We start from the raw sequence: 20,054 nt of genomic DNA on the forward strand, positions 1-20,054 counted from the left end.
TCTGAAAGCTCGGATGACGAATGCTAGTTAAAACCAATTAAATTTCACCCAAGGCCTTTACTAACTCCTTAAAACCAGGCCTATCTAAAGGTATTGAAACAAAACAGGCATCTCGGAGTTTGCTGATGGCCTTATAAATTTCCTCACTTACCGATTCGTCTTTCAAAGAAAGTAAATCATCGAGTAAGTATCCATAAGCACTAACTTCTATTCTTTCAAGTGCATCTGCAGTATCAGCTGTTTTATCGTAAAAGCTTGCGGCACCAAAATCGCCGAACAAAGTATGGCCCTCAATGTCAATCAAAATATTGTGTGCATATAAATCACCATGCATAATACCCGCTTCATGCAGTTGTGTCGCTAAGGAAGCAATAGTTTTAGCAATACCTAAAATCTGCTGTTCGGAAAGTTTTCTTTCAGAAGGAAAAACATCTCTGGTACAACTTTCTAAACTCGGTGGAAGTCCCAGATTATAAAAATGCAGTGGAATCAGGTCCATCACCAATCCTTTTTTATCTTCCGGATGTTGGGCAATCTGACCAATTAAATTAACCAGACCAGGATGATAACCTGCAGCGATATAAGCTGTCATTTCATCTTCCGGTAAGCCGTCGCTTGTTACATCGCCCTTAAAAATTTTAACCGCCACCTCTTGGGTTTCCCCGCCAATGGTTCTGTTGGCCTTAGAAATCAGGCCCGAAGCCCCTTCCCCCAGCAAATGGCTAATTTCTAAATCATGCCAGTTAATCAACGAAAGTTCTTCAATAGCCGGTGTCTTACTAAAGTTATTCCCGGAAAATGCAATCCACGATAGTTTCGGCATTTTGGTAATCCATTTGGGTAATTCATGGAGTGTATTGGCTGCTATCCTTAACAATCCCAAATTTTGGCAATTACTCAATTCTTCGGGCAGGACTGATAAACGGTTACCTGATAACATCAGCTTTTGCATTCTGGTACATAAACCAATTTCTTTAGGTAATTCGGCAATGTTGTTGTTGGTCAAAATCAGCCAGCGGAGATTAGGATTCAGTGATTTAGCAGGCACGGATGTGATCTGATTGGATTTAAAACCCACAATATCCAGCAAAGGACAATCGGCTAATTGATCGGGCAAAACTGTAAAAAGGTTTTCTGAACAGAAGAAAATCTTAAGTTTCTTTAAACGTCCAAAATCTGCTGGCAAAGTGCTCAACCTATTACAAGAAAGATCCAATACCTCCAATGTGTCGGCCAAATCGAATATTTCTGTCGGGAATTCAGTTAAATTTTCGGAAAGTTTTAACGATACCGATCCTTTAAGTTTTCCGCTTTGTAGTGCTAACAGGCTTTGCATGGTGTACTGGGTTTAAAATCGGAGACGAAGATAAGGCTATATATTTACTTTAAAGATGAATGGCATGTTCTACCTGTATATCGTCAAGAAAATATTCATCGTGCGATATAACCAGAAGCGTTCCCTGGTATTCGTTAATGGCTGCAGTTAAAATTTCTATATTCTGGATATCGAGGTTATTGGTTGGTTCATCCAATATAATCAGATCAGGCGATTGGTTGCTAATGGTTAATGAACAGAGGATTAGCCGCATTTTTTCACCCCCACTTAAGGCCGAACAGGGCTTATCCCAGTCGGTTTTACCAAACAAAAACCGGTTTAAACGGATTTTTACTTCGTGCTCGTGCAATGCGCCCAGGTTGTACTTTTGGGCCTGTTCATAAATCGTCAGTTGATTATTGATCAAAGCGTAATCCTGATCTATGTACATTGTACTAACACCTGCTCGGTTCAAATCCCCTTTTGACGGCTGCAGCTGACCTAAAATAAGTTTAATCAAAGTAGTTTTACCTGAACCATTTGGCCCTTTTATAGCATAACGCTCACCACTAAAAACCTGAAAGCTGACAGGCGCTTTCCAAATCAACTTATCCCGAAAGGCAAAGTTGATCTCTTTAGCCTCCACAATACTTTTACCGTGGTGCAGCGTAGCATGATTAAAACCAATTTTCATTTTATCTGTATCAGGCAACGCAGACCGAAGCTGACCTAATTCAGCAGAAATATGTCCAAGTTTTATACTATGCACATGCTTTAATTTTGCCGTACTTTTTTCTGCATTGTTTCTCAACGTATTCATTGAAATAGTTGGCAATCCGGCTTTTTCTTGTTTTTTCTTCCCCCTGGCGTCAAGCTTCTGTTGTCGCTCAAGCGACGCTGACGCTACCTCTTTGGCCTTACGCACTGCTTTTTCTTTCGCTTTTAAATCATTATTCAAAGCCTCACGTTCAACTTCCTTCTGTGCAACATAGAAATCGTAATTTCCCCCATACAGGGTTATTCCATGCTGACTTAATTCACCTATTTTTTCTATGCTGTTTAATAAGGTACGATCATGACTAACCATAACCAGCGTAGCCCTGGTTGATCGGATATAATCGTATAACTTCTCTCTGCCTTCCAGATCTAAATGATTGGTCGGTTCATCAAGCAATACAATATCGGGACGGTGGATGGCAATGCCCGCTAAAAATACACTTGTTTTTTGTCCACCGCTTAAGCTTTCCATTTTTTGGTTAATGTTTAAATTTTCCAATCGCCAATGGCTTAAAGCTTCCACACAGCGTTCTTCAATGGTCCAGTCGTCATTAAGCATAGCCATATTTTCGTCAGTTACTTCCCCATTGAGTATTTGGTTTAGCGCCTTAAGTTTATCTTCAACATGAAGTGCCTGCGCAACAGTAAATTCATTAAACTGGCCAAAAAGCTGCGGCACAAAATAAGGCACAGATTCGGTTTTAACATGTCCGGTACTTGGTAGGAGTTCTCCTGCCAAAATTCTTAAAAGTGTTGATTTTCCTGTTCCATTATGGCCAATAAGTGCAACCTTTTCATATTTGTTGATGGTAAGATTTAAATTTGAAAACAATAAATCGCCATTAGCATGGCTAAAGCCTACCCCTTGTAGATTAAGCATAAATTTCTTTTTTATTGGTAAATAATTGCAGCAACGGAAACGCGATGCCGCTTATCTATTTTTTGAAAAGAAATGAATCTTACATGTATCGGGTGCTTTGATGATGAAACAAAGGTAAAGATTTTTTGCGTTTTGCGAAAGGCGATCAGCGTAGCGGGGGGAAATTAGTCCAACGCTATAGTCTGAAATCCTGAGTATTGGTAAACGCATATCGTCCTTGCGAGAAGACTTTTTCTGCCGACGAAGTCTACCTGCTGCAGTCAGGCAATCTTAAAACGATCGCTACCAGCTTGCGCATTAAGTTTGCGTCCTGGAAATCGGGACAGGCTGTTCCTCGCAGTTACAACCTTAATGAATAGAGTCAATATTCTTTACTGAGTTCAGAATGACAAATATGTTATTAAGAAAAAACTATCAATTTTATCTATATCAATTTTATTTGCATTAAAAATTTAATCGCATATATTTACAAAAAACTTTAGGGGTGCCTACGTGCTGAGAAATACCCTTTGAACCTGATGCAGTTAGTACTGCCGAAGGGAAAAGTGAAAGCAATCTAATCATTGCTGTCTTTTCGATCTCCATTTTGGGGCAATCTCTATAGTTTTTCCAATTTTTTCAAATATGGAAGTCACTATAAACAATCAAAACTACCAACTTAAAGAATCATGTTCTATCGAACAGATGCTTACTGATGTCATGTCAACGGAAACAAATGGTCTGGCCATAGCGGTTAACCAAACCATCATTTCGAAGTCTGTTTGGAACACATACGTACTAAATCCCGGCGATCAGATTATACTTATTAAAGCCACTCAAGGGGGGTAAATAGAAATGAGGGAATTTTGAATGATGGAATGGGGATACTTACACTCAAAATTCATCAAATCACTCATTACTTCATTCTCTCATTCAATCAATCATTCCTTCATTTCTCCTTCACTCCTTCAATCCTTCAAACATTTCACAATGAAAACAGAAAAAACACCCAATCAGGAAGCCATCAGCCGCAGTCCTTTTCCAGCCTCACGCAAAATATTTGTGCCCGGCAAAATTCATGATATCCGGGTGGCCATGCGCGAAATTAGTTTAACGGAAACCAAAATCCACAATGGCTTTGGTTTAACCGAGCCAAATCCACCGGTAACGGTTTACGATACCAGTGGCCCTTATACTGATCCCGATGCCGATATCGACGTACGGAAAGGACTTCCGCGATTAAGGGAACAATGGATTAGAGGTAGGCTTGATGTCGAAGAACTTCCTCAATTATCTTCTGTTTACGGGCAACAAAGCCTAGCTGATGAAAAACTGGATGCTTTACGCTTTAATTTTATCAAAAAACCCTACAAGGCGAAAACTGGCGCCAATGTATCGCAGATGCATTATGCCAAAAAGGGGATCATTACAGCCGAAATGGAATACATTGCCATTAGAGAAAATCAACAGATCGAACTGCTGAATACGCAATTGGGCGAACAGCATGAGGTAATGAATCACCAGCATCAGGGCAATAGTTTTGGCGCCAATACCCCAAGAGGATATATTACACCTGAATTTGTTCGGGATGAAGTAGCCGCCGGACGTGCGGTAATACCCTGTAACATCAACCATCCTGAACTCGAACCGATGATTATCGGTCGCAATTTCCTTGTTAAAATCAATGCCAATATTGGTAATTCGGCAGTTACTTCCACTATTGAAGAAGAGGTGGAAAAAGCAGTTTGGGCCTGCCGTTGGGGTGCAGATACGATTATGGATCTTTCAACAGGAAAAAATATTCACGAAACCCGTGAATGGATTATCCGCAATTCGCCAGTGCCCATTGGTACTGTCCCCATTTATCAGGCCCTTGAAAAAGTAAACGGAAAAGCGGAAGACCTCACCTGGGAAATTTTCCGCGATACTTTAATTGAGCAGGCCGAACAGGGGGTTGATTATTTTACCATCCACGCAGGTGTACTGCTCCGTTATGTGCCTTTAACAGCCAAAAGAATTACCGGAATTGTTTCGCGTGGAGGATCCATTATGGCCAAATGGTGCCTGGCCCACCATAAAGAAAATTTCCTTTATACGCATTTTGAGGAGATCTGCGAAATTATGAAAGCTTATGACGTAGCTTTCTCCTTAGGTGATGGTTTGAGGCCAGGCTGTATTGCTGATGCCAACGATGCCGCACAGTTTTCGGAACTCGAAACGCTTGGCGAACTGACTAAAATTGCCTGGAAACATGATATACAGACCATTATTGAAGGTCCTGGCCATGTGCCCATGCACCTGATTAAAGCCAATATGGAAAAACAGCTGGAACATTGTGCAGAAGCGCCCTTTTATACCTTAGGACCACTAACAACTGATATTGCACCGGGTTACGATCACATTACTTCGGCTATTGGTGCTGCCATGATCGGTTGGTACGGAACCGCCATGCTCTGTTACGTGACCCCTAAAGAACATTTGGGCCTGCCAAATAAAAAGGACGTTAAAGATGGTGTAATTACTTATAAAATTGCTGCCCATGCTGCCGATCTGGCCAAAGGACACCCTGGTGCGCAATACCGCGACAATGCTTTAAGCAAGGCCAGGTTCGAGTTTAGATGGGAAGACCAGTTTAATCTCTCGCTTGATCCGGATACAGCAAAAGAATTTCATGATGAAACCCTACCGGCAGATGGCGCAAAGATTGCCCATTTCTGCTCCATGTGCGGACCGAATTTCTGCTCCATGAAAATTACCCAGGATGTACGCGAATATGCTGCACAACAGGGTGTAGAAGCAAACGAAGCTTTGGCGAAGGGCATGCAGGAAAAATCGAAAGAGTTTACCGAAAAAGGAAGTGAAATTTATTCATAAACCATTATGGAACTGATTGTCATCGCCAAGCCGACCTTCTTTAAAGAAGAATGCGATCTCGTTAACCAGCTATTCGAAGCCGGTTTAAGCATTTTCCATTTGCGGAAACCAGCTGAAGACGAGGCTGCGCACCGTAAATTTATGGATGGTATTTTACCCGAATACCATCCACGCATTGCCTTACATCATTTCCATGAGCTGGCCGACAATTATAATATGAAAAGGATCCACCATACTGAAAGTTTTAGAAAAGAAAGTAATAATGGAGAAAGTCAAGCCAATAAGATTTTAAGCACTTCTCTTCACCAACTGGAAGATCTGCAACTGATTCATCAATATGATTATAGTTTCTTTGGACCCGTATTCAATAGCTTTTCCAAACCTGGTTATAAAGGCATAATTCCATCCAACTTCCTGCTGGAAAAACAGCAGACAGCACCTAAAGTCATTGCCCTTGGCGGCATCGGTTTAGCCGAAATCGACCTGGCTAAAAAGATGAATTTCGATGGTGTTGCGCTATTGGGCAGCATCTGGAACGATCCTTTACAGGCACTCACTATTTTTAAAAAAGCCCAGGCCAAATGCCAGGCTTAACCATAAAACTTACCTAAACCAAATGATAGAGCCCTTACAGTATATCTCACAAGCACCTAAAACAGGTACCCATATTGATGCCATTGAAGCGGTATTGCAAGCCGGTGGAAAATGGATCCAGTTGCGCATCAAACACCGGGCCGAAGCCGAGATCCTGCCTTTCGCAAAGGCAGCACAGGCCTTATGCGAAAGTTATGGTGCCAAACTGATCATCAATGATTACCCACAACTGGCAAAAGCCGTCAATAGTTATGGCGTGCATTTAGGTCTGCAGGATATGCCTATTCACGAAGCCAGAAAAATTATCGGCAAACATCAAATCATTGGCGGTACCGCAAATACTTTTGAACATATACAGCAAAGGGTAGCGGAGGGAGCAGATTACATCGGCCTTGGCCCTTTCCGGTTTACGCAAACCAAAGAAAATCTAAGTCCTATTGTGGACCTAGCAGGCTACCAAAAGTTAATGGAAAAAGTGAAAAAAGCTGGATTTAGCATTCCCATTATCGCCATTGGCGGTATTGAAGCAGACGATATTCCTGCTATACTTAAAACCGGAATTTACGGAATTGCCATCTCGGCAGCACTCACTAACCAAATCCAAATTTCGTCAGTATTAGCAGAAATCAATAGTAAATTTATCATGCAATTGCTTTAAAACCATAGATATGTTAACCATAGCAGATCAAACTTTCAGCTCGCGACTCTTTACGGGCACCGGAAAATTTTCTTCGGCAAGAGAAATGGAAAACGCCTTAATCGCCTCGGCCTCCGAACTTGTTACGGTAGCCCTTAAACGCGTTGATTTAAAAGGCAAAGACGACGACATTCTCCAGCACCTTAAACATCCTCATATTAACTTATTACCCAATACTTCAGGAGTGCGTAATGCTAAAGAGGCCGTTTTTGCCGCTCAATTGGCCCGGGAAGCCTTGGAAACCAACTGGATCAAGCTGGAAATCCATCCAGATCCCAAATACCTCATGCCCGATCCGATTGAAACTTTAAAAGCAACGGAAGAACTGGTTAAACTTGGCTTTGTGGTATTACCTTACATTCATGCCGATCCTGTTTTATGCAAACGCTTAGAAGATGTGGGCACCGCAGCAGTAATGCCATTAGGATCGCCTATCGGCAGTAATAAAGGTTTAAGAACCATCGATTTTCTAGAGATTATCATTAGCCAGAGCAGGGTACCTGTAATTATCGATGCGGGCATCGGCGCACCATCTGACGCGGCTAAAGCCATGGAAATAGGAGCCGATGCCGTTTTGGTGAATACGGCAATTGCTATTGCCAAAAACCCGACTGATATGGCCATCGCATTTAAACTGGCAGTAGAAGCAGGTAGAATGGCCTTCAAATCTAAACTGGGCAGCCAGCAACATTATGCTACGGCAAGTAGCCCACTAACCTCATTTTTGGATGAACAGTTTTAACAAAATATTCGAGTTTTACAACTGGGATGATACGAAAGCCAGTATTTACGACAAAACAGCTGCCGACGTAGAAAACGCTTTAAATAATCAGCAGCGAACGCTGGAAGATTTTAAAGCATTGATCTCTCCAGCCGCATTGCCCTATCTCGAAGATATGGCACAGATCAGTCAGCGTTTAACCTTAGATCGCTTTGGCCGGGTAATCCAAATGTATATTCCGCTTTACCTTTCCAATGAGTGTAATAATATCTGTACCTACTGCGGCTTTAGTCACGATAATAAAGTGCGGCGTAGAACACTCAGCCCCATGGAAATTATGCAGGAAGTGGCCGTAATTAAGGGTATGGGCTACGATCATGTACTGCTGGTAACAGGTGAAGCTAACCAAACGGTACACACCGATTATTTTAAAAAAGTATTGGATCTCATCAGTCCGCATTTTGCCCATATTTCGATGGAAGTACAACCTTTGGATGTAGCCGATTATGAAACACTCATTCCTCATGGTTTAAATACCGTATTGGTTTACCAGGAAACCTACCACCAGGACGATTACCGCAAACACCACCCGAAAGGTAAAAAAGCCAACTTTTTATACCGCTTGGAAACCCCCGACCGCCTGGGGCAGGCTGGGATCCATAAAATGGGACTTGGCGTACTCATCGGACTGGAAGACTGGAGAACGGACTCATTTTTTACGGCCCTACATCTATCCTACCTTGAAAAACAGTATTGGCAAAGTAAATTCAGTATCTCCTTTCCAAGGTTGCGCCCATTTAGTGGTGGTTTGGAACCTAAAGTAGTGATGAATGATAAGGAATTGGTACAGCTGATCTGTGCGTACCGCTTATTGAACAGCGAGGTAGAGCTATCTATCTCTACACGTGAAACAGAGACCTTTAGAAACCATATCATTAAATTGGGGATCACGGCCATTAGTGCGGGTTCTAAAACCAATCCGGGTGGTTACGAAGTAGCACCTCAATCGCTTGAACAGTTCGAAATATCCGACGAACGTTCGGCCCGGGAAATTGCGGCAATGATCAGAAAACAGGGTTACGAACCGATTTGGAAAGATTGGGACAGGAGTTTAATCAGCAAATGATGCTAGTAAAAGAAGAACTGAACCGCTACAATAGGCAGATGATTTTGCCTGAATTAGGTTTAAAAGGACAGGAAAAGTTAAAAGCCGCCAAAGTATTGATTATCGGTGCGGGTGGCCTGGGTTGCCCTATATTACAATACTTAACCGCAGCAGGAGTGGGCAAAATAGGTATTGTAGATGATGATGTAGTGGAGTTAAGCAACCTGCACCGGCAGATTTTATATAACCATAACGATATTGGCCAGGCAAAAGCAAAGGTAGCGGCTACGAAACTTGCATTGCTTAATCCACACGTGATTTTTACGGCCTATAACGAACGCCTTGCTGCAGAAAATGCAATATCAATCTGCCAGGAATATGATCTGGTGATGGATTGTTCTGATAATTTTAACACGCGGTACCTGGTGAACGATACCTGTGTAAGCTTAGGCAAAACCTTGGTATTCGGCTCCATCCTGGCTTTTGAAGGACAAGTTGCGGTGTTCAATCATCAAGGTGGCGCTAATTACAGAGACCTTTACCCGGCACCGCCAGAAGAAAGCATGACCTGTGCCACGGGCGGAGTGATCGGTATTTTGCCTGGCATCATCGGTCTTTACATGACCAACGAAATTATTAAACTGATCTGCAGCATAGGTGATACATTATCAGGCAAATTAATGACTATCGATGCCTTAACAAACAAGGTATCCGTATTTAAAATTGCTTCCGAAAAACAAACAACTATAATTAAATCCGAAAAGAAGGCAATTAAAGAAATTGATCAAGCAACTTTAGATCAATGGCTATCGGCTAACGAAGATGAAGTTTTCCTGATTGATGTACGTGAAGATTACGAACATGAAGAAAACAATATTGGTGGCGTAAATATATCCTTATACGAATTGAAAGATTCGCTCAATACTATTCCTAAAAACAAAAAGGTGGTATGTTATTGCCAAACGGGGCAAAGGAGTACAATGGCCTTGCATGTGCTGGAAAAAGTGTATGAGGGGGAGGTTTACAGCTTACGAAGAGGACTGTCAGCCTATCGTTAACTTCAGGCTTTATCAAGCTTTCTTTGTCATTTTATAAATACCTAACCTACTGATTGAAAGCTTTGCATTTTATCGCCTCTCTAATAATATCTATCTTCCTTTCTTCAATCAAAGAAAAAGCGTAAACAAAGCGCACGATGTCAATTTTTTGGCAAGTGAATTACTGATTCTTCCGTTCCTGTTGTTGTAAAAAAAACAATTAGTACTAAGTGCATCCAGGCTAGCATTCTATTTACATGAGCTTAAACAACGGGAATTGAAACCCTGAATTTATACTCCCAAAGCTCAAACGGGTATCACGATATATCCCGTATGATAATAAAGTCAAATCCAGCTAATAATTAATGTGTGATAGATCTCTGATTTGGTCATGAAAACCTATCATTTGGTCGAATATATTCTATGGATTAAAATCAAAAGTGAATGTTTGTATCATAAACAACAAACAAAAACTATTATGAAACACAACCTAAACAATACTGAGGAACTAGAATTGAAAAGAGAAATCATCACATGTGAAAATATTAAATGTGGCATAGCTAACAAAGACAATACAGTTTTAGGTGACACACTAACAATGACCAGTACCATGACAGGTTTCGCAATTTAAAAACAAAAAAAATTATCCATTATGAAAAAATATGAATTTAACCCGGAAAGTAATGAAGAAGATTTTCGCCCCTTTATGGATGATGAGTTAGGAATGATCTTGGGTGGAGGGGGCGAAGAACAATTTCTTCACTATTTAAAAGAAGAACACCGTAACCATTTCGATCAGAACGACGGCAGTTTTCAAAAGTTTAATCACTGACTGCGCTGGCCCCGTAGTTAGGCATTAATAAACCCAGCATAATATACTCATACCGGTTAGAGCAATTAAATGGGAAAACAACTTAATCAAAATCAATTAAATCATTTAAAAATTAAACATCATGAAAAAAGTTAATTTATCAGAAAAAGTACAATTAGACAAAGAAATCATTTCAAAATTGAGCGAAGATCAATTAAAAGAAATTGAAGGTGGAAACGCAGCTGAATTATCTTGCTGGTCAGATTCTTGCAAAAATAACACTAAAGCTTCTGTTGAAGATGAAGTAGGTGGCTAAAAGCCTTTAAAGAGTGTGCCGCTTAGACCCGGCGCACTCTTTTATTAATCAAAATCGGTCCTCATACTGCTAGTTACCCCAACGTACTGGGGTATTGACATAAGCGATAAGATTTAAATCATATTAATCTCTTAACATGAATGAGGTAAAGTTATCAAATAAACCTCAATTAGAAAAAGAAATTATTGCAGAACTAAGTGAAAATCAATTAAAAGAGATTCAAGGGGGTAATGCAATAGCGTGTTCTTGTTTTGCAGATTCCTGTAAAGGCGCCATTAAAGTAGAACAGAACGACATTTGGCGATTAACTGGCCCTACCTATCTATTTATAAACTACCCAATATCATCTGCACTATGAAAAAGAGAAAAAACCCCTACGTCCCGTATCTAAAGCTCCTAATTTTTTTAATACTATCAGGCATTAATTTCGCATATGCTCAGGGAAAAGTAAAAGGAAGAGTTGTAGACGACAAGAAAAAGGGTATTCCCTATTCTAGTGTTGCACTATGGAATGCCGGGCAGAGTGCACTGGTAAAAGGTGCTATTACCGATCTGGAAGGATTATTTAGCATTGAAGCCAAACCTGGCGAATACACGCTCATATTAAGCAATATGGGCTTTATTAAGTCGACAAAAAAAGTCGTGATTACCACCGGTAATGATTTGGAGTTGGGCGAAATTATACTGAATACCGACGTGCAGAACCTGCAGGAAGTTAAAATTGTGGGGAACAAATCATTTATACAGCAAAAAACAGATAGGATTATATTAAATGTTGGGGAAAGTGTGCTTGCAGCGGGCAATGATGCTTATAGCATTATTGGCATGGCACCTTCCGTGCAGATGGTCAATGGCAACATCTCCATGGAAGGAAAATCAAATGTATTGATTATTCTTGATGGAAAAAAAATACCTAATGCAACCTTATCCAACATTTTAAGTTCTATACCCGGCGATCAGATTGACCGTATAGAACTGATTACGAATCCATCATCAAGATATGATGCAAATGCAAGTGGAGGTGTAATTGAAATTTACACTAAAAGAAGCAAAAAAATAGGCTGGACAGCCAACACGGGCGGTAACCTTACCCAGGGCTACCGGTTTGGGGGTGGTGCAAACGCCGGCCTAAGAATTGGTGCGCCTAAATACGATTTTACATTGAACGGCAGTTATGGAAAACGTGGCCATATCGAAAAAGGCTACGACAACAGGATACTGTTCCAGGGCATAAACCGTGTTGGTGATTTTAGCCAAACGGTAGATATTTCTGATGGTGCTTCAGCTGACGGAAGTATTAACGCAAGCTTAAATTATTATATTAATAAAAAGAATACCATTGGTGCTGATTATACTTTCGTAAAAGCACACATGTATGGAAAAGGCGATGTAAATGCGCTGATCAATCAACCAGGCAATTCGAGCAGGGTTAATACTTTCAATGACCTAGATCTGAAAGTAGATTTTGCCAATTACGATGTATTCTACAAACTCGATTTAGACACCATAGGCTCCAACCTGTTGGTAACAGCCAACTATACCAATTACATCAGTAACCAGAACCAACAGTTTAACCAGGATAAATTTAATAATGGCGCTACAGCTCCCGAGCTTTCATTATTCAGGAACAGGGCATCGTCCAATTACGATATTTACACCAGTTCATTAGATTACACACAAAATATTAATCCAGCATTGAAACTGGAAAGTGGTTTAAAATATACCTACACCAGCAATAACAGTAACCAAAACCCAGCTAATTTTATCAATAACCAATGGCAGGAAACGGGTAGTATCTTTAATAACCTGGGTTATAAGGAACAAATTCCTGCGGCTTATCTTAACCTGAATTACGAAGTAGGCAAATTTAATTTTCAGGCAGGCTTAAGGGGCGAATACACGCAATACAAAGTGGTAATGGGCTTAGACTCTAATTATTTTAATCTGTTTCCCAATATCAGGGCAGATTATAAGGTGACTAAAAATTACACCACATCATTAGCCTATGCAAAAACCATTAACCGCCCATCATACGACGACCTGATTCCATACGAGCTTTACATTGATAACTACACCCTTACCAGGGGAAATGCACTGCTTAGGCCAGAATATCAGCATGCTTTTACATGGTCTAACTTATACCAAAAATATAGTCTCCGTTTCGGATACACTCAAACAGAAAATGCAATTATGAGCACCGTTTTGTACGATCAGAACTCTTTAAAATTCATAAAAACAAAAGCAAATTTCCTAAAAAACCATTTGGTAAGTGCCAGTTTAGGGTTTCCCATCAAGTTTGCTCCCTGGTGGAATACCAACAACCGCCTATCAGGCTATTACCAGAACATCCGTTTCCCGGATCCGGTAGCAAATGCCAATACTATGATCAGAGAGAAATATTATTTTACCATTAGCACAAACCATACTTTTAAAATTTCGCCAACCATTTCAGCGGAGTTGTCTGCTTCATACGAATCACCAACCATTTCAGGTATTTACGATTACGAAGGCTATTCGAATGTGACAGCGGGAATAAGGAAGAAAATATTTAATAACCAGGGTTTTATCAAGTTGGATATAAGTGATATTTTTTACAAGAACAACCAGCTCCTATCGACCAATATTGTTCCCTTAATAACAGAAAGCATACACCGTGTAGATACACGAAGAGCAAGAATTGCCTTTGGCTATAATTTTGGTAAGGTTAGCAAAGACAGACGTGTACAAACAAATGGCAATAGCGATGAGCTGGGAAGGTTAAAACTATAATTATGGAAGCTGTTTCAAAGAACTTAGGAAAAATTAATACACAAATGCTGTTGCCAGAAATTATTGACCTGGTAAATAAACATGCCCTTGATGCCCTACCTAATTTTGGTGTGGGGCATGGTAAAGGCGGGGCCGTCCTGTTAAACTGCCTGTATGCACGTTATACAAAAAACGAAATTTATTACGCCGCCGCCGAGCAGTTTCTGGAAGCGGCCTTCGATGACCTTAATCCGTCAAAGTATAAATCTACACTTACCTCAAACTATTACCTCGATATTGCAGAATTTGGCAGTCTCCTGATCTATCTGGAAAGGGAAGGTCATATAGAAGAAGACTATACTTCTTTTAAGCGGCAGATTGATGATTTACTGGCTGAAAGGGTTAAAGAAAATATTGCAGAACGCAACTTTGGGATGTCTAAAGGTGCCATAGGGATTGGTTTTTACCTCATCAACAGGGCGTCATCATCAACTGTTGCCCACAAAGCGCTATTGCAGATCATTAATGCACTCGACGAGCTAAAAGAAGGTGATAAGGAAAGCGGCTACTGCTGGACTACACATTATTTTTGCGAGCCCAGGGTTTATACCGGTTTGGCACATGGAAGCGCAATGGTGATTAACTTTTTATCTTCAGTAAGTGAAGCAGGTATTGAATCCGAAAAATGTGCTGAATTAATGCGTCATGGTTTAAAATTCTTGTTGCAGAAACGCATGGACAGTCAATCGTTTACCTCTGTTTTTCCATTGTGGATCAAAGAACCCGAAAAAATAATTAACCATTGCCTGGTTTATGGCGATATCGGTACGAGCTATGCCATTATCAGGGCGGCCCAAATTTTAAAGGAGGAAAATTACCTGGCAGAAGGCATACTGATTGCACTCCAAACCATTAGAAGAAAAACAAAAGAAGAAACCTTTTTACACGATGCCTCCATTAAGTATGGTGTATGTTCGCCCTGCTTAATTTATAGCAGAATTTACGAACTTACCGGAATTGAAGATTTTAAAAAGGCTTCGGCGTATTGGGAGGCGCAGATCCCTTTGTATGCTACCGGGCAGAATAAATATTTAGGCTTTAAATCCTTTTTCTTTGGCGAGTACGATAATGCACAGCTCGACTTAAACTTCGGCTTGATCGGCATTGCCTTAACCATTATGCAATGCACTTCAGATCTTTATAAGATTAATCAATTCACCTGGCTCCATTAATCAATGAAATTTAACTGCATTATATTAGATGACGAACCACTTGCCCAGGAGCAGGTAGAAGCATATATTTCGCAATGCGATGAGCTTGTTTTATTGGGAAAAGTAAGCAGTATGCAGGGTTTAGAACGCCTTTTGAACATACATAAGGCCGATATTTTATTTTTAGACATCAAATTTAGAGGGGGCGATATTAATCAGATTGCAAAACTCAAGATAAAAGACTATATTATAATCGTTATTACGGCGCTCTCTCACAAACATTTAGATGAGTATAATTTAAAGTTTGCCCGGGACATCTTGTTTAAACCATTTTCTCTTGAGAGTTTTAAAGAAAGCCTTAATAAAGTGATTCCGTTTAAAGCGGTAAAATAAAAAATTCAAACTATGGGAAACTACATCAAGCCTTTTGATTTCTACTTAATGCGCCTTCCTGCCAAAAGCATAAACGCCATTTTGGCTTTAAACGATATAGAAAACCGAAGTACGCTCATTCAGGAAATATACCGTCGATACCAATCCAGAGAACTACAGGATGCCATTTACCTGGCCAGTCCCGAATTGCATACAGAAGTGATAAAATGGCTTGATGGTCCTGCTGATGCCATAGATGATAAACTCCTGGTTACGCTTTATAAATACCTGCTAAGAATGGGTACCAGGGCAACCCCTTACGGTTTGTTTTCAGGCTATAATACCGGTAAGGTTACTGAAAGCGGCAGTAAAATTACATTAAAAACGCCCGAAAGCCGCTTAACCAAATACACCCGTTTGGATATGAACTACATTTCGGAACTGGTGAGGTCACTACTGAAAGATGATCAAATCAAAGCCAAACTGATCTTTAAAGTAAATAACAGTTTGTATAAAATAGGTGGTATTTACCGGTATTTTGAATATAAACTCATCAATAAAAAACGTCATTACTATGTAGTGGCCATCAAACATTCCAGATACATTCAATGTCTGATCGAGAAAGCCAGTGCCGGTGCATGCTATCAGTTTTTACTTGACGAGTTAACCCTGCTGGATCTTAAGGTTGATGAGGCTAAAAGTTACCTTGATAGTGTAATAGATGCGCAGATATTGGTATCGGAACTTGAACCAACAGTTACAGGAGATGAGTTTTATAAAAAACTTATCCATACCCTTAAAAGCAGTCATCCGGATCATTCCAGCATTTCGGCGCTTACCGCCATTGAAGATCACCTGCTCCAGCCGAAAGATTTTGTTAAAACCTGTAAGCAGGTCAATGACATTATTAAAGAAAATTTCCCCTTATCACATGCAAAGGATTTGGTTCAAACCGACCTTCATATTGGAATGGACCATAACAACATTAATATTCAGGTAATGGATATTCTTGCTGATGAAATGCAATCGCTCTCTGTTTTAAGTGAGAACAAAACGCCTGTAAGGATCAAAAATTTTATTAAAAAATTTATCGAACGGTATGAAGATCAAGAAGTGGAACTTCTGGAAGCACTTGATAATGACGCCGGAGTTGGTTATGATAAAGCCGGAACCGGTAACAATAACCATGCGCCATTAATTGATGATCTAGTACTTAGCGGTACCGCTTCTCCAAAAAATATCAGCTGGAACAATTACAGGGAACTGGTTTTTAATAAGTTCTTAGAAAGTAGCAAGAACCATGGCAGCCCAGTGCTTTTAACTGATAACGATTTAAAGGGGATCGGTAAAAAAGATCACCAGCAAATTCCTTCAACTTTTTACGCCATCGGTAACTTCGTGACCAAAAATACCCAAAGCCTGGATAATGGTCATTTTAAATTTAACCTTACCGCCTGTTGTGGTCCTTCTGCATTGCCACTGCTGGCCCGCTTTGCACAAAACGATAACTTTTTAGCCCAAAAACTAAAAGAATGCGCAAACCTTGAAGAGCAAGACCTGAACGAAGCCGTAATAGCCGAAATTGTACATTTACCCGATTCGAGGGTGGGCAATATTTTACAGCGCCCACAGCTAAGGGGATACGAGATCCCCTTTTTGGGCACTTCCTCCCTACCAAATGATAAGCAGATCCCGGTTTCAGACCTGATGATTTCGGTTAGCAACAATGAAATTAAACTCCGTTCGAAACGACTTAATAAAACTGTGATTCCACGCCTCTCTTCGGCACACAACTATAATAACGGAATAGCCGCATATAAATTTTTATGCGATCTGCAGCACCAATATGGGGCTTACAACATCACCTGGGACTGGGGGATTTTAAATGATCAACCTTATTTGCCCAGAGTAGAATATAAACATTTCGTTTTGAGCCGTGCCAGATGGAAAATGACACCAGATGTATATGATGAAGCCAGGGCCATTAACACACCGCAGCAACTTAACCTTTTCCTCGCCAAGTATAAACTGCCAACTAAAGTAGTTTCGATAGAGGGCGACCGTGAACTGTTGATCGATTTTAACAGTGTTTTAGGACTGGAGCTGCTTACACAAAACCTAAAAAAAAACACCGTAATATTATATGAGTTTCTGCACGAAGATGATCATGCGTTAATAATAGATGATGCCGGTGAAACCTTTATCAATGAAGTGATCATTCCTTTTCGTAAAGAAGGACCTGCGGAAAAACAGGTGAAAAATTTAGAAGTGAATGCACATCACCTGCAACGCAAATTTAACTTGGGCTCTGAGTGGACTTATGTTAAAATATACTGCGGTTCTAAATGGGCAGAGAAAATTTTAACAGATTATATGCTGCCCTTGGTAAATACTTTAACCAATAAAGGCTTGATCGAAAAATGGTTTTTCTTAAGATACCACGATCCTGAAGGCCATCTAAGGATCCGCTTCTTACATCCTGTAAAGCCCGAAATAATGGCCAATATTATTAGCAGGATAAATGAAGGTTTAAAGCAACTGGTTGAGGACCGGATTATACATAATATCCAGTACGACACCTATAAACAGGAAATTGAACGTTACGGTACGCATACGATGATCTTCAGCGAGTCGGTATTTTATTATGATAGCAAGGCCATTATCAATTTCCTGAATCTGATAGAGGGAGATGAAGGCGAATATTACCGCTGGTTGTTTGCGGCCCGCAGCATTGATATTTTAATGGGAGATTTCGGCCTGGATAACGAACAAAAACTAAAACTTACCACCAGGATGCAACAGGCTTTCTTGAACGAGTTTGGGGGAACTGCCAAACTTACTTTGCAGCTTAACAATAAATACCGGGCCATTAGCAAAGTACTCAATGGCTTTTTAAACGGAGATGACGATACTGAAGAGGTAGCACATGCCGTTAATCTTTTCAAAATCCGATCAACAGAAAACATAATCGCTTATGATGCGATAAGAACAGAATATGCCTTGCAATATCCTGATCGTAACCTTGATGCTGAGCTGGCAGAAATCCTTCCGAGTTATATTCACATGTCGCTGAACAGGATTTTTGTAACCAAACAGCGCACGCATGAACTCGTTATTTATCATTACCTGACCAAATATTACCAGGGCATCATAGCCAGGAACAAACAAAAAACACTAACCACTAGCTTGTATTAATATGGATAAGATAGAACACGTTTACAGTGCAGAAATTAAAGAAATTGTGGGTGAACCTCCAAAATGGCTGCTTAAATCTGGTGGCGGGAGTCTGCTCTTACTTTTGTTATTGTTGGTGGCATTGTCAGCATTTACCCATTATCCTGATAAAAAGGCTGTGATGGTTAAGATTTACCGTGAGCAAAATGCGGTTGTACTTTTAAAAAGTTTAAATATTCACCAGTTTTTAAAAGCATCAGGAGCTACAGCAAAAAAGGGGGAAGTTATTGCACTGGCCTATCGTGGCGGGAGTAAGCAAATCATCACCGCTCCCTTTACTGGCAAATTGTTTTATGATGATGCTGCTTTAACTGAAACCGGTAAAAAAGATACTGTGGCTATGTTTGTGCCATCCAAAGGAGGCTTTAAGTTTAAGGGACAAATCAGTTCTGAATATGCCCGCTTGTTAAATGACTCAAAAAACACCGTCTTTAAAATAATACCCAATAATCAGTTGGGTGATGACCTCGAATTATATGGCAAACTCACCACCCTCGGCCCCTTAAAAGCCAATAACATGTTTAATTTTACCGGAACGATAGTGCCTGCATCAGGAAGTCTACTTGATCAGAATTATGTAGCTATTTTAAATCTGGATGCCCAGCTTACTTTGATTCTAGACAATAAAACCATTCTTTCGCGTATACTGTATTAATCGTTCTTTAAGCCAAAGCGTTCAAAAATCAGATCTTTATATTGCTTGCCAATGGGCAGTTTATCACTTACATCATGCAGTTCAGCCATGTTACCGCTAATAAACTTTAAACTGTTGATGTTGATGATATACGATTTTTGTATTCGGATAAACTGACTCTCCGGAAGTTGGTCTTCAACCCGTTTCATCGTGAGGTGTGTAATAATACTTCGGTCTTTTAAAACCACTTTAATATAATCCTTCATTGCCTCAATGTAGCAGATTTCATCAAAAAGTACGCGGTGCAGTTTGTGACCATCTTTAACAAAAAGGTATTTAGACTGATCGGTGCTGGGTTTATTGTTTTTCTGCTGGCTCATGGTTAAACACTTGTTTACCGCCTTAAAAAAACGTTCGAAAGAGAAGGGTTTAACAATATAGTCAACTGCATCGAGTTCAAAACCTTCTACAGCATAATTGGCATAAGCTGTAATAAAGATTACATAGGGACGGTACTGCAACATTTTAATCAGTTCAATTCCGTTTACCTCTGGCATATGGATATCAGAGAAAAGTACATCAATCTGTTCTCGTTGTAGTAGCTCTATCGCTTCAAAAACGTGTTTGCAGCTACCTGCAAGCTCAAGGAACGGGATTTTTGATATATACTCTTCCAGAGTTTCACGAGCAAGGGGCTCGTCATCAATAATTAAGCATTTAAGCGTCATAGATTTGTTTGGATAGGGATG

19 protein-coding genes and 1 riboswitch are annotated in these 20,054 nt (G+C 40.2%); of the genes, 16 read left to right on the plus strand and 3 right to left on the minus strand.

Going from position 1 to position 20,054, the window contains the following annotated elements:
- Positions 1-37 precede the first annotated feature (37 nt).
- Positions 38-1,336, minus strand: coding sequence for a leucine-rich repeat-containing protein kinase family protein (locus PGN18_RS10405; protein ID WP_335319426.1), 1,299 nt, complete (start codon positions 1,334-1,336; stop codon positions 38-40).
- Between the two features lie 49 nt (positions 1,337-1,385).
- Positions 1,386-2,972, minus strand: a complete 1,587-nt coding sequence (gene abc-f / locus PGN18_RS10410; protein ID WP_335319427.1) for a ribosomal protection-like ABC-F family protein — start codon at positions 2,970-2,972, stop codon at positions 1,386-1,388.
- Between the two features lie 470 nt (positions 2,973-3,442).
- Positions 3,443-3,531, plus strand: a riboswitch (TPP riboswitch).
- A gap of 65 nt (positions 3,532-3,596) precedes the next feature.
- On the opposite strand from abc-f, the gene thiS reads away from it, so the two are divergent.
- The 16 genes from thiS to PGN18_RS10490 all read left to right on the plus strand — a co-directional run bounded on the left by thiS (position 3,597) and on the right by PGN18_RS10490 (position 19,326).
- The gene (gene thiS, locus PGN18_RS10415; RefSeq protein WP_335319428.1) at positions 3,597-3,800 is read left to right on the plus strand and encodes a sulfur carrier protein ThiS; all 204 of its coding nucleotides are present in this window, start codon (positions 3,597-3,599) and stop codon (positions 3,798-3,800) included.
- Positions 3,801-3,941: 141 nt separating this feature from the next.
- On the plus strand, positions 3,942-5,825 hold the full coding sequence (thiC, locus tag PGN18_RS10420) for a phosphomethylpyrimidine synthase ThiC (RefSeq protein ID WP_335319429.1): 1,884 nt from the start codon (positions 3,942-3,944) through the stop codon (positions 5,823-5,825).
- Positions 5,826-5,831: 6 nt separating this feature from the next.
- On the plus strand, positions 5,832-6,419 hold the full coding sequence (locus PGN18_RS10425; RefSeq protein ID WP_335319430.1) for a thiamine phosphate synthase: 588 nt from the start codon (positions 5,832-5,834) through the stop codon (positions 6,417-6,419).
- A gap of 22 nt (positions 6,420-6,441) precedes the next feature.
- Positions 6,442-7,077 (plus strand): thiamine phosphate synthase, encoded by a 636-nt coding sequence (locus PGN18_RS10430; RefSeq protein ID WP_335319431.1) that lies wholly within the window; start codon positions 6,442-6,444, stop codon positions 7,075-7,077.
- 10 nt (positions 7,078-7,087) lie between these two features.
- Entirely contained in the window at positions 7,088-7,858 is a 771-nt protein-coding gene (locus tag PGN18_RS10435) for a thiazole synthase (RefSeq protein WP_335319432.1), read from the plus strand.
- On the plus strand, positions 7,845-8,963 hold the full coding sequence (thiH, locus tag PGN18_RS10440) for a 2-iminoacetate synthase ThiH (protein WP_335319433.1): 1,119 nt from the start codon (positions 7,845-7,847) through the stop codon (positions 8,961-8,963). Before PGN18_RS10435 ends, thiH begins: the two co-directional genes overlap by 14 nt.
- On the plus strand, positions 8,960-10,000 hold the full coding sequence (locus tag PGN18_RS10445) for a HesA/MoeB/ThiF family protein (protein WP_335319434.1): 1,041 nt from the start codon (positions 8,960-8,962) through the stop codon (positions 9,998-10,000). Before thiH ends, PGN18_RS10445 begins: the two co-directional genes overlap by 4 nt.
- 457 nt (positions 10,001-10,457) lie before the next feature.
- On the plus strand, positions 10,458-10,610 hold the full coding sequence (locus tag PGN18_RS10450) for a hypothetical protein (protein ID WP_335319435.1): 153 nt from the start codon (positions 10,458-10,460) through the stop codon (positions 10,608-10,610).
- Between the two features lie 21 nt (positions 10,611-10,631).
- Complete coding sequence (locus PGN18_RS10455) at positions 10,632-10,811, plus strand: hypothetical protein (protein ID WP_335319436.1); 180 nt, start codon at positions 10,632-10,634, stop codon at positions 10,809-10,811.
- 121 nt (positions 10,812-10,932) lie between these two features.
- Positions 10,933-11,106 carry a class I lanthipeptide gene (locus PGN18_RS10460; RefSeq protein ID WP_335319437.1) on the plus strand — a complete coding sequence of 58 codons (174 nt, stop codon included), beginning with the start codon at positions 10,933-10,935 and terminating at the stop codon, positions 11,104-11,106.
- 136 nt (positions 11,107-11,242) lie between these two features.
- Positions 11,243-11,464, plus strand: coding sequence for a class I lanthipeptide (locus PGN18_RS10465; protein WP_335319438.1), 222 nt, complete (start codon positions 11,243-11,245; stop codon positions 11,462-11,464).
- Entirely contained in the window at positions 11,461-13,875 is a 2,415-nt protein-coding gene (locus PGN18_RS10470) for an outer membrane beta-barrel protein (protein WP_335319439.1), read from the plus strand. The genes PGN18_RS10465 and PGN18_RS10470 overlap by 4 nt, the downstream gene beginning before the upstream one ends.
- A gap of 2 nt (positions 13,876-13,877) precedes the next feature.
- Positions 13,878-15,086 (plus strand): lanthionine synthetase LanC family protein, encoded by a 1,209-nt coding sequence (locus tag PGN18_RS10475; protein ID WP_335319440.1) that lies wholly within the window; start codon positions 13,878-13,880, stop codon positions 15,084-15,086.
- A 3-nt stretch (positions 15,087-15,089) separates the two neighbouring features.
- Complete coding sequence (locus PGN18_RS10480) at positions 15,090-15,458, plus strand: LytR/AlgR family response regulator transcription factor (protein WP_335319441.1); 369 nt, start codon at positions 15,090-15,092, stop codon at positions 15,456-15,458.
- Between the two features lie 12 nt (positions 15,459-15,470).
- On the plus strand, positions 15,471-18,632 hold the full coding sequence (locus PGN18_RS10485) for a lantibiotic dehydratase (RefSeq protein WP_335319442.1): 3,162 nt from the start codon (positions 15,471-15,473) through the stop codon (positions 18,630-18,632).
- A gap of 1 nt (position 18,633) precedes the next feature.
- Positions 18,634-19,326 carry a hypothetical protein gene (locus tag PGN18_RS10490; protein WP_335319443.1) on the plus strand — a complete coding sequence of 231 codons (693 nt, stop codon included), beginning with the start codon at positions 18,634-18,636 and terminating at the stop codon, positions 19,324-19,326.
- Here PGN18_RS10490 and PGN18_RS10495 read toward each other — a convergent pair.
- A complete protein-coding gene (locus PGN18_RS10495; RefSeq protein WP_335319444.1) occupies positions 19,323-20,033 on the minus strand; it encodes a LytR/AlgR family response regulator transcription factor in 711 nt (236 codons plus the stop codon). The genes PGN18_RS10490 and PGN18_RS10495 overlap by 4 nt on opposite strands.
- Between the last annotated feature and the right edge of the window lie 21 nt (positions 20,034-20,054).

It is taken from the genome of Pedobacter terrae (assembly GCF_036946585.1).
GTDB classification, from domain to species: domain Bacteria; phylum Bacteroidota; class Bacteroidia; order Sphingobacteriales; family Sphingobacteriaceae; genus Pedobacter; species Pedobacter terrae_C.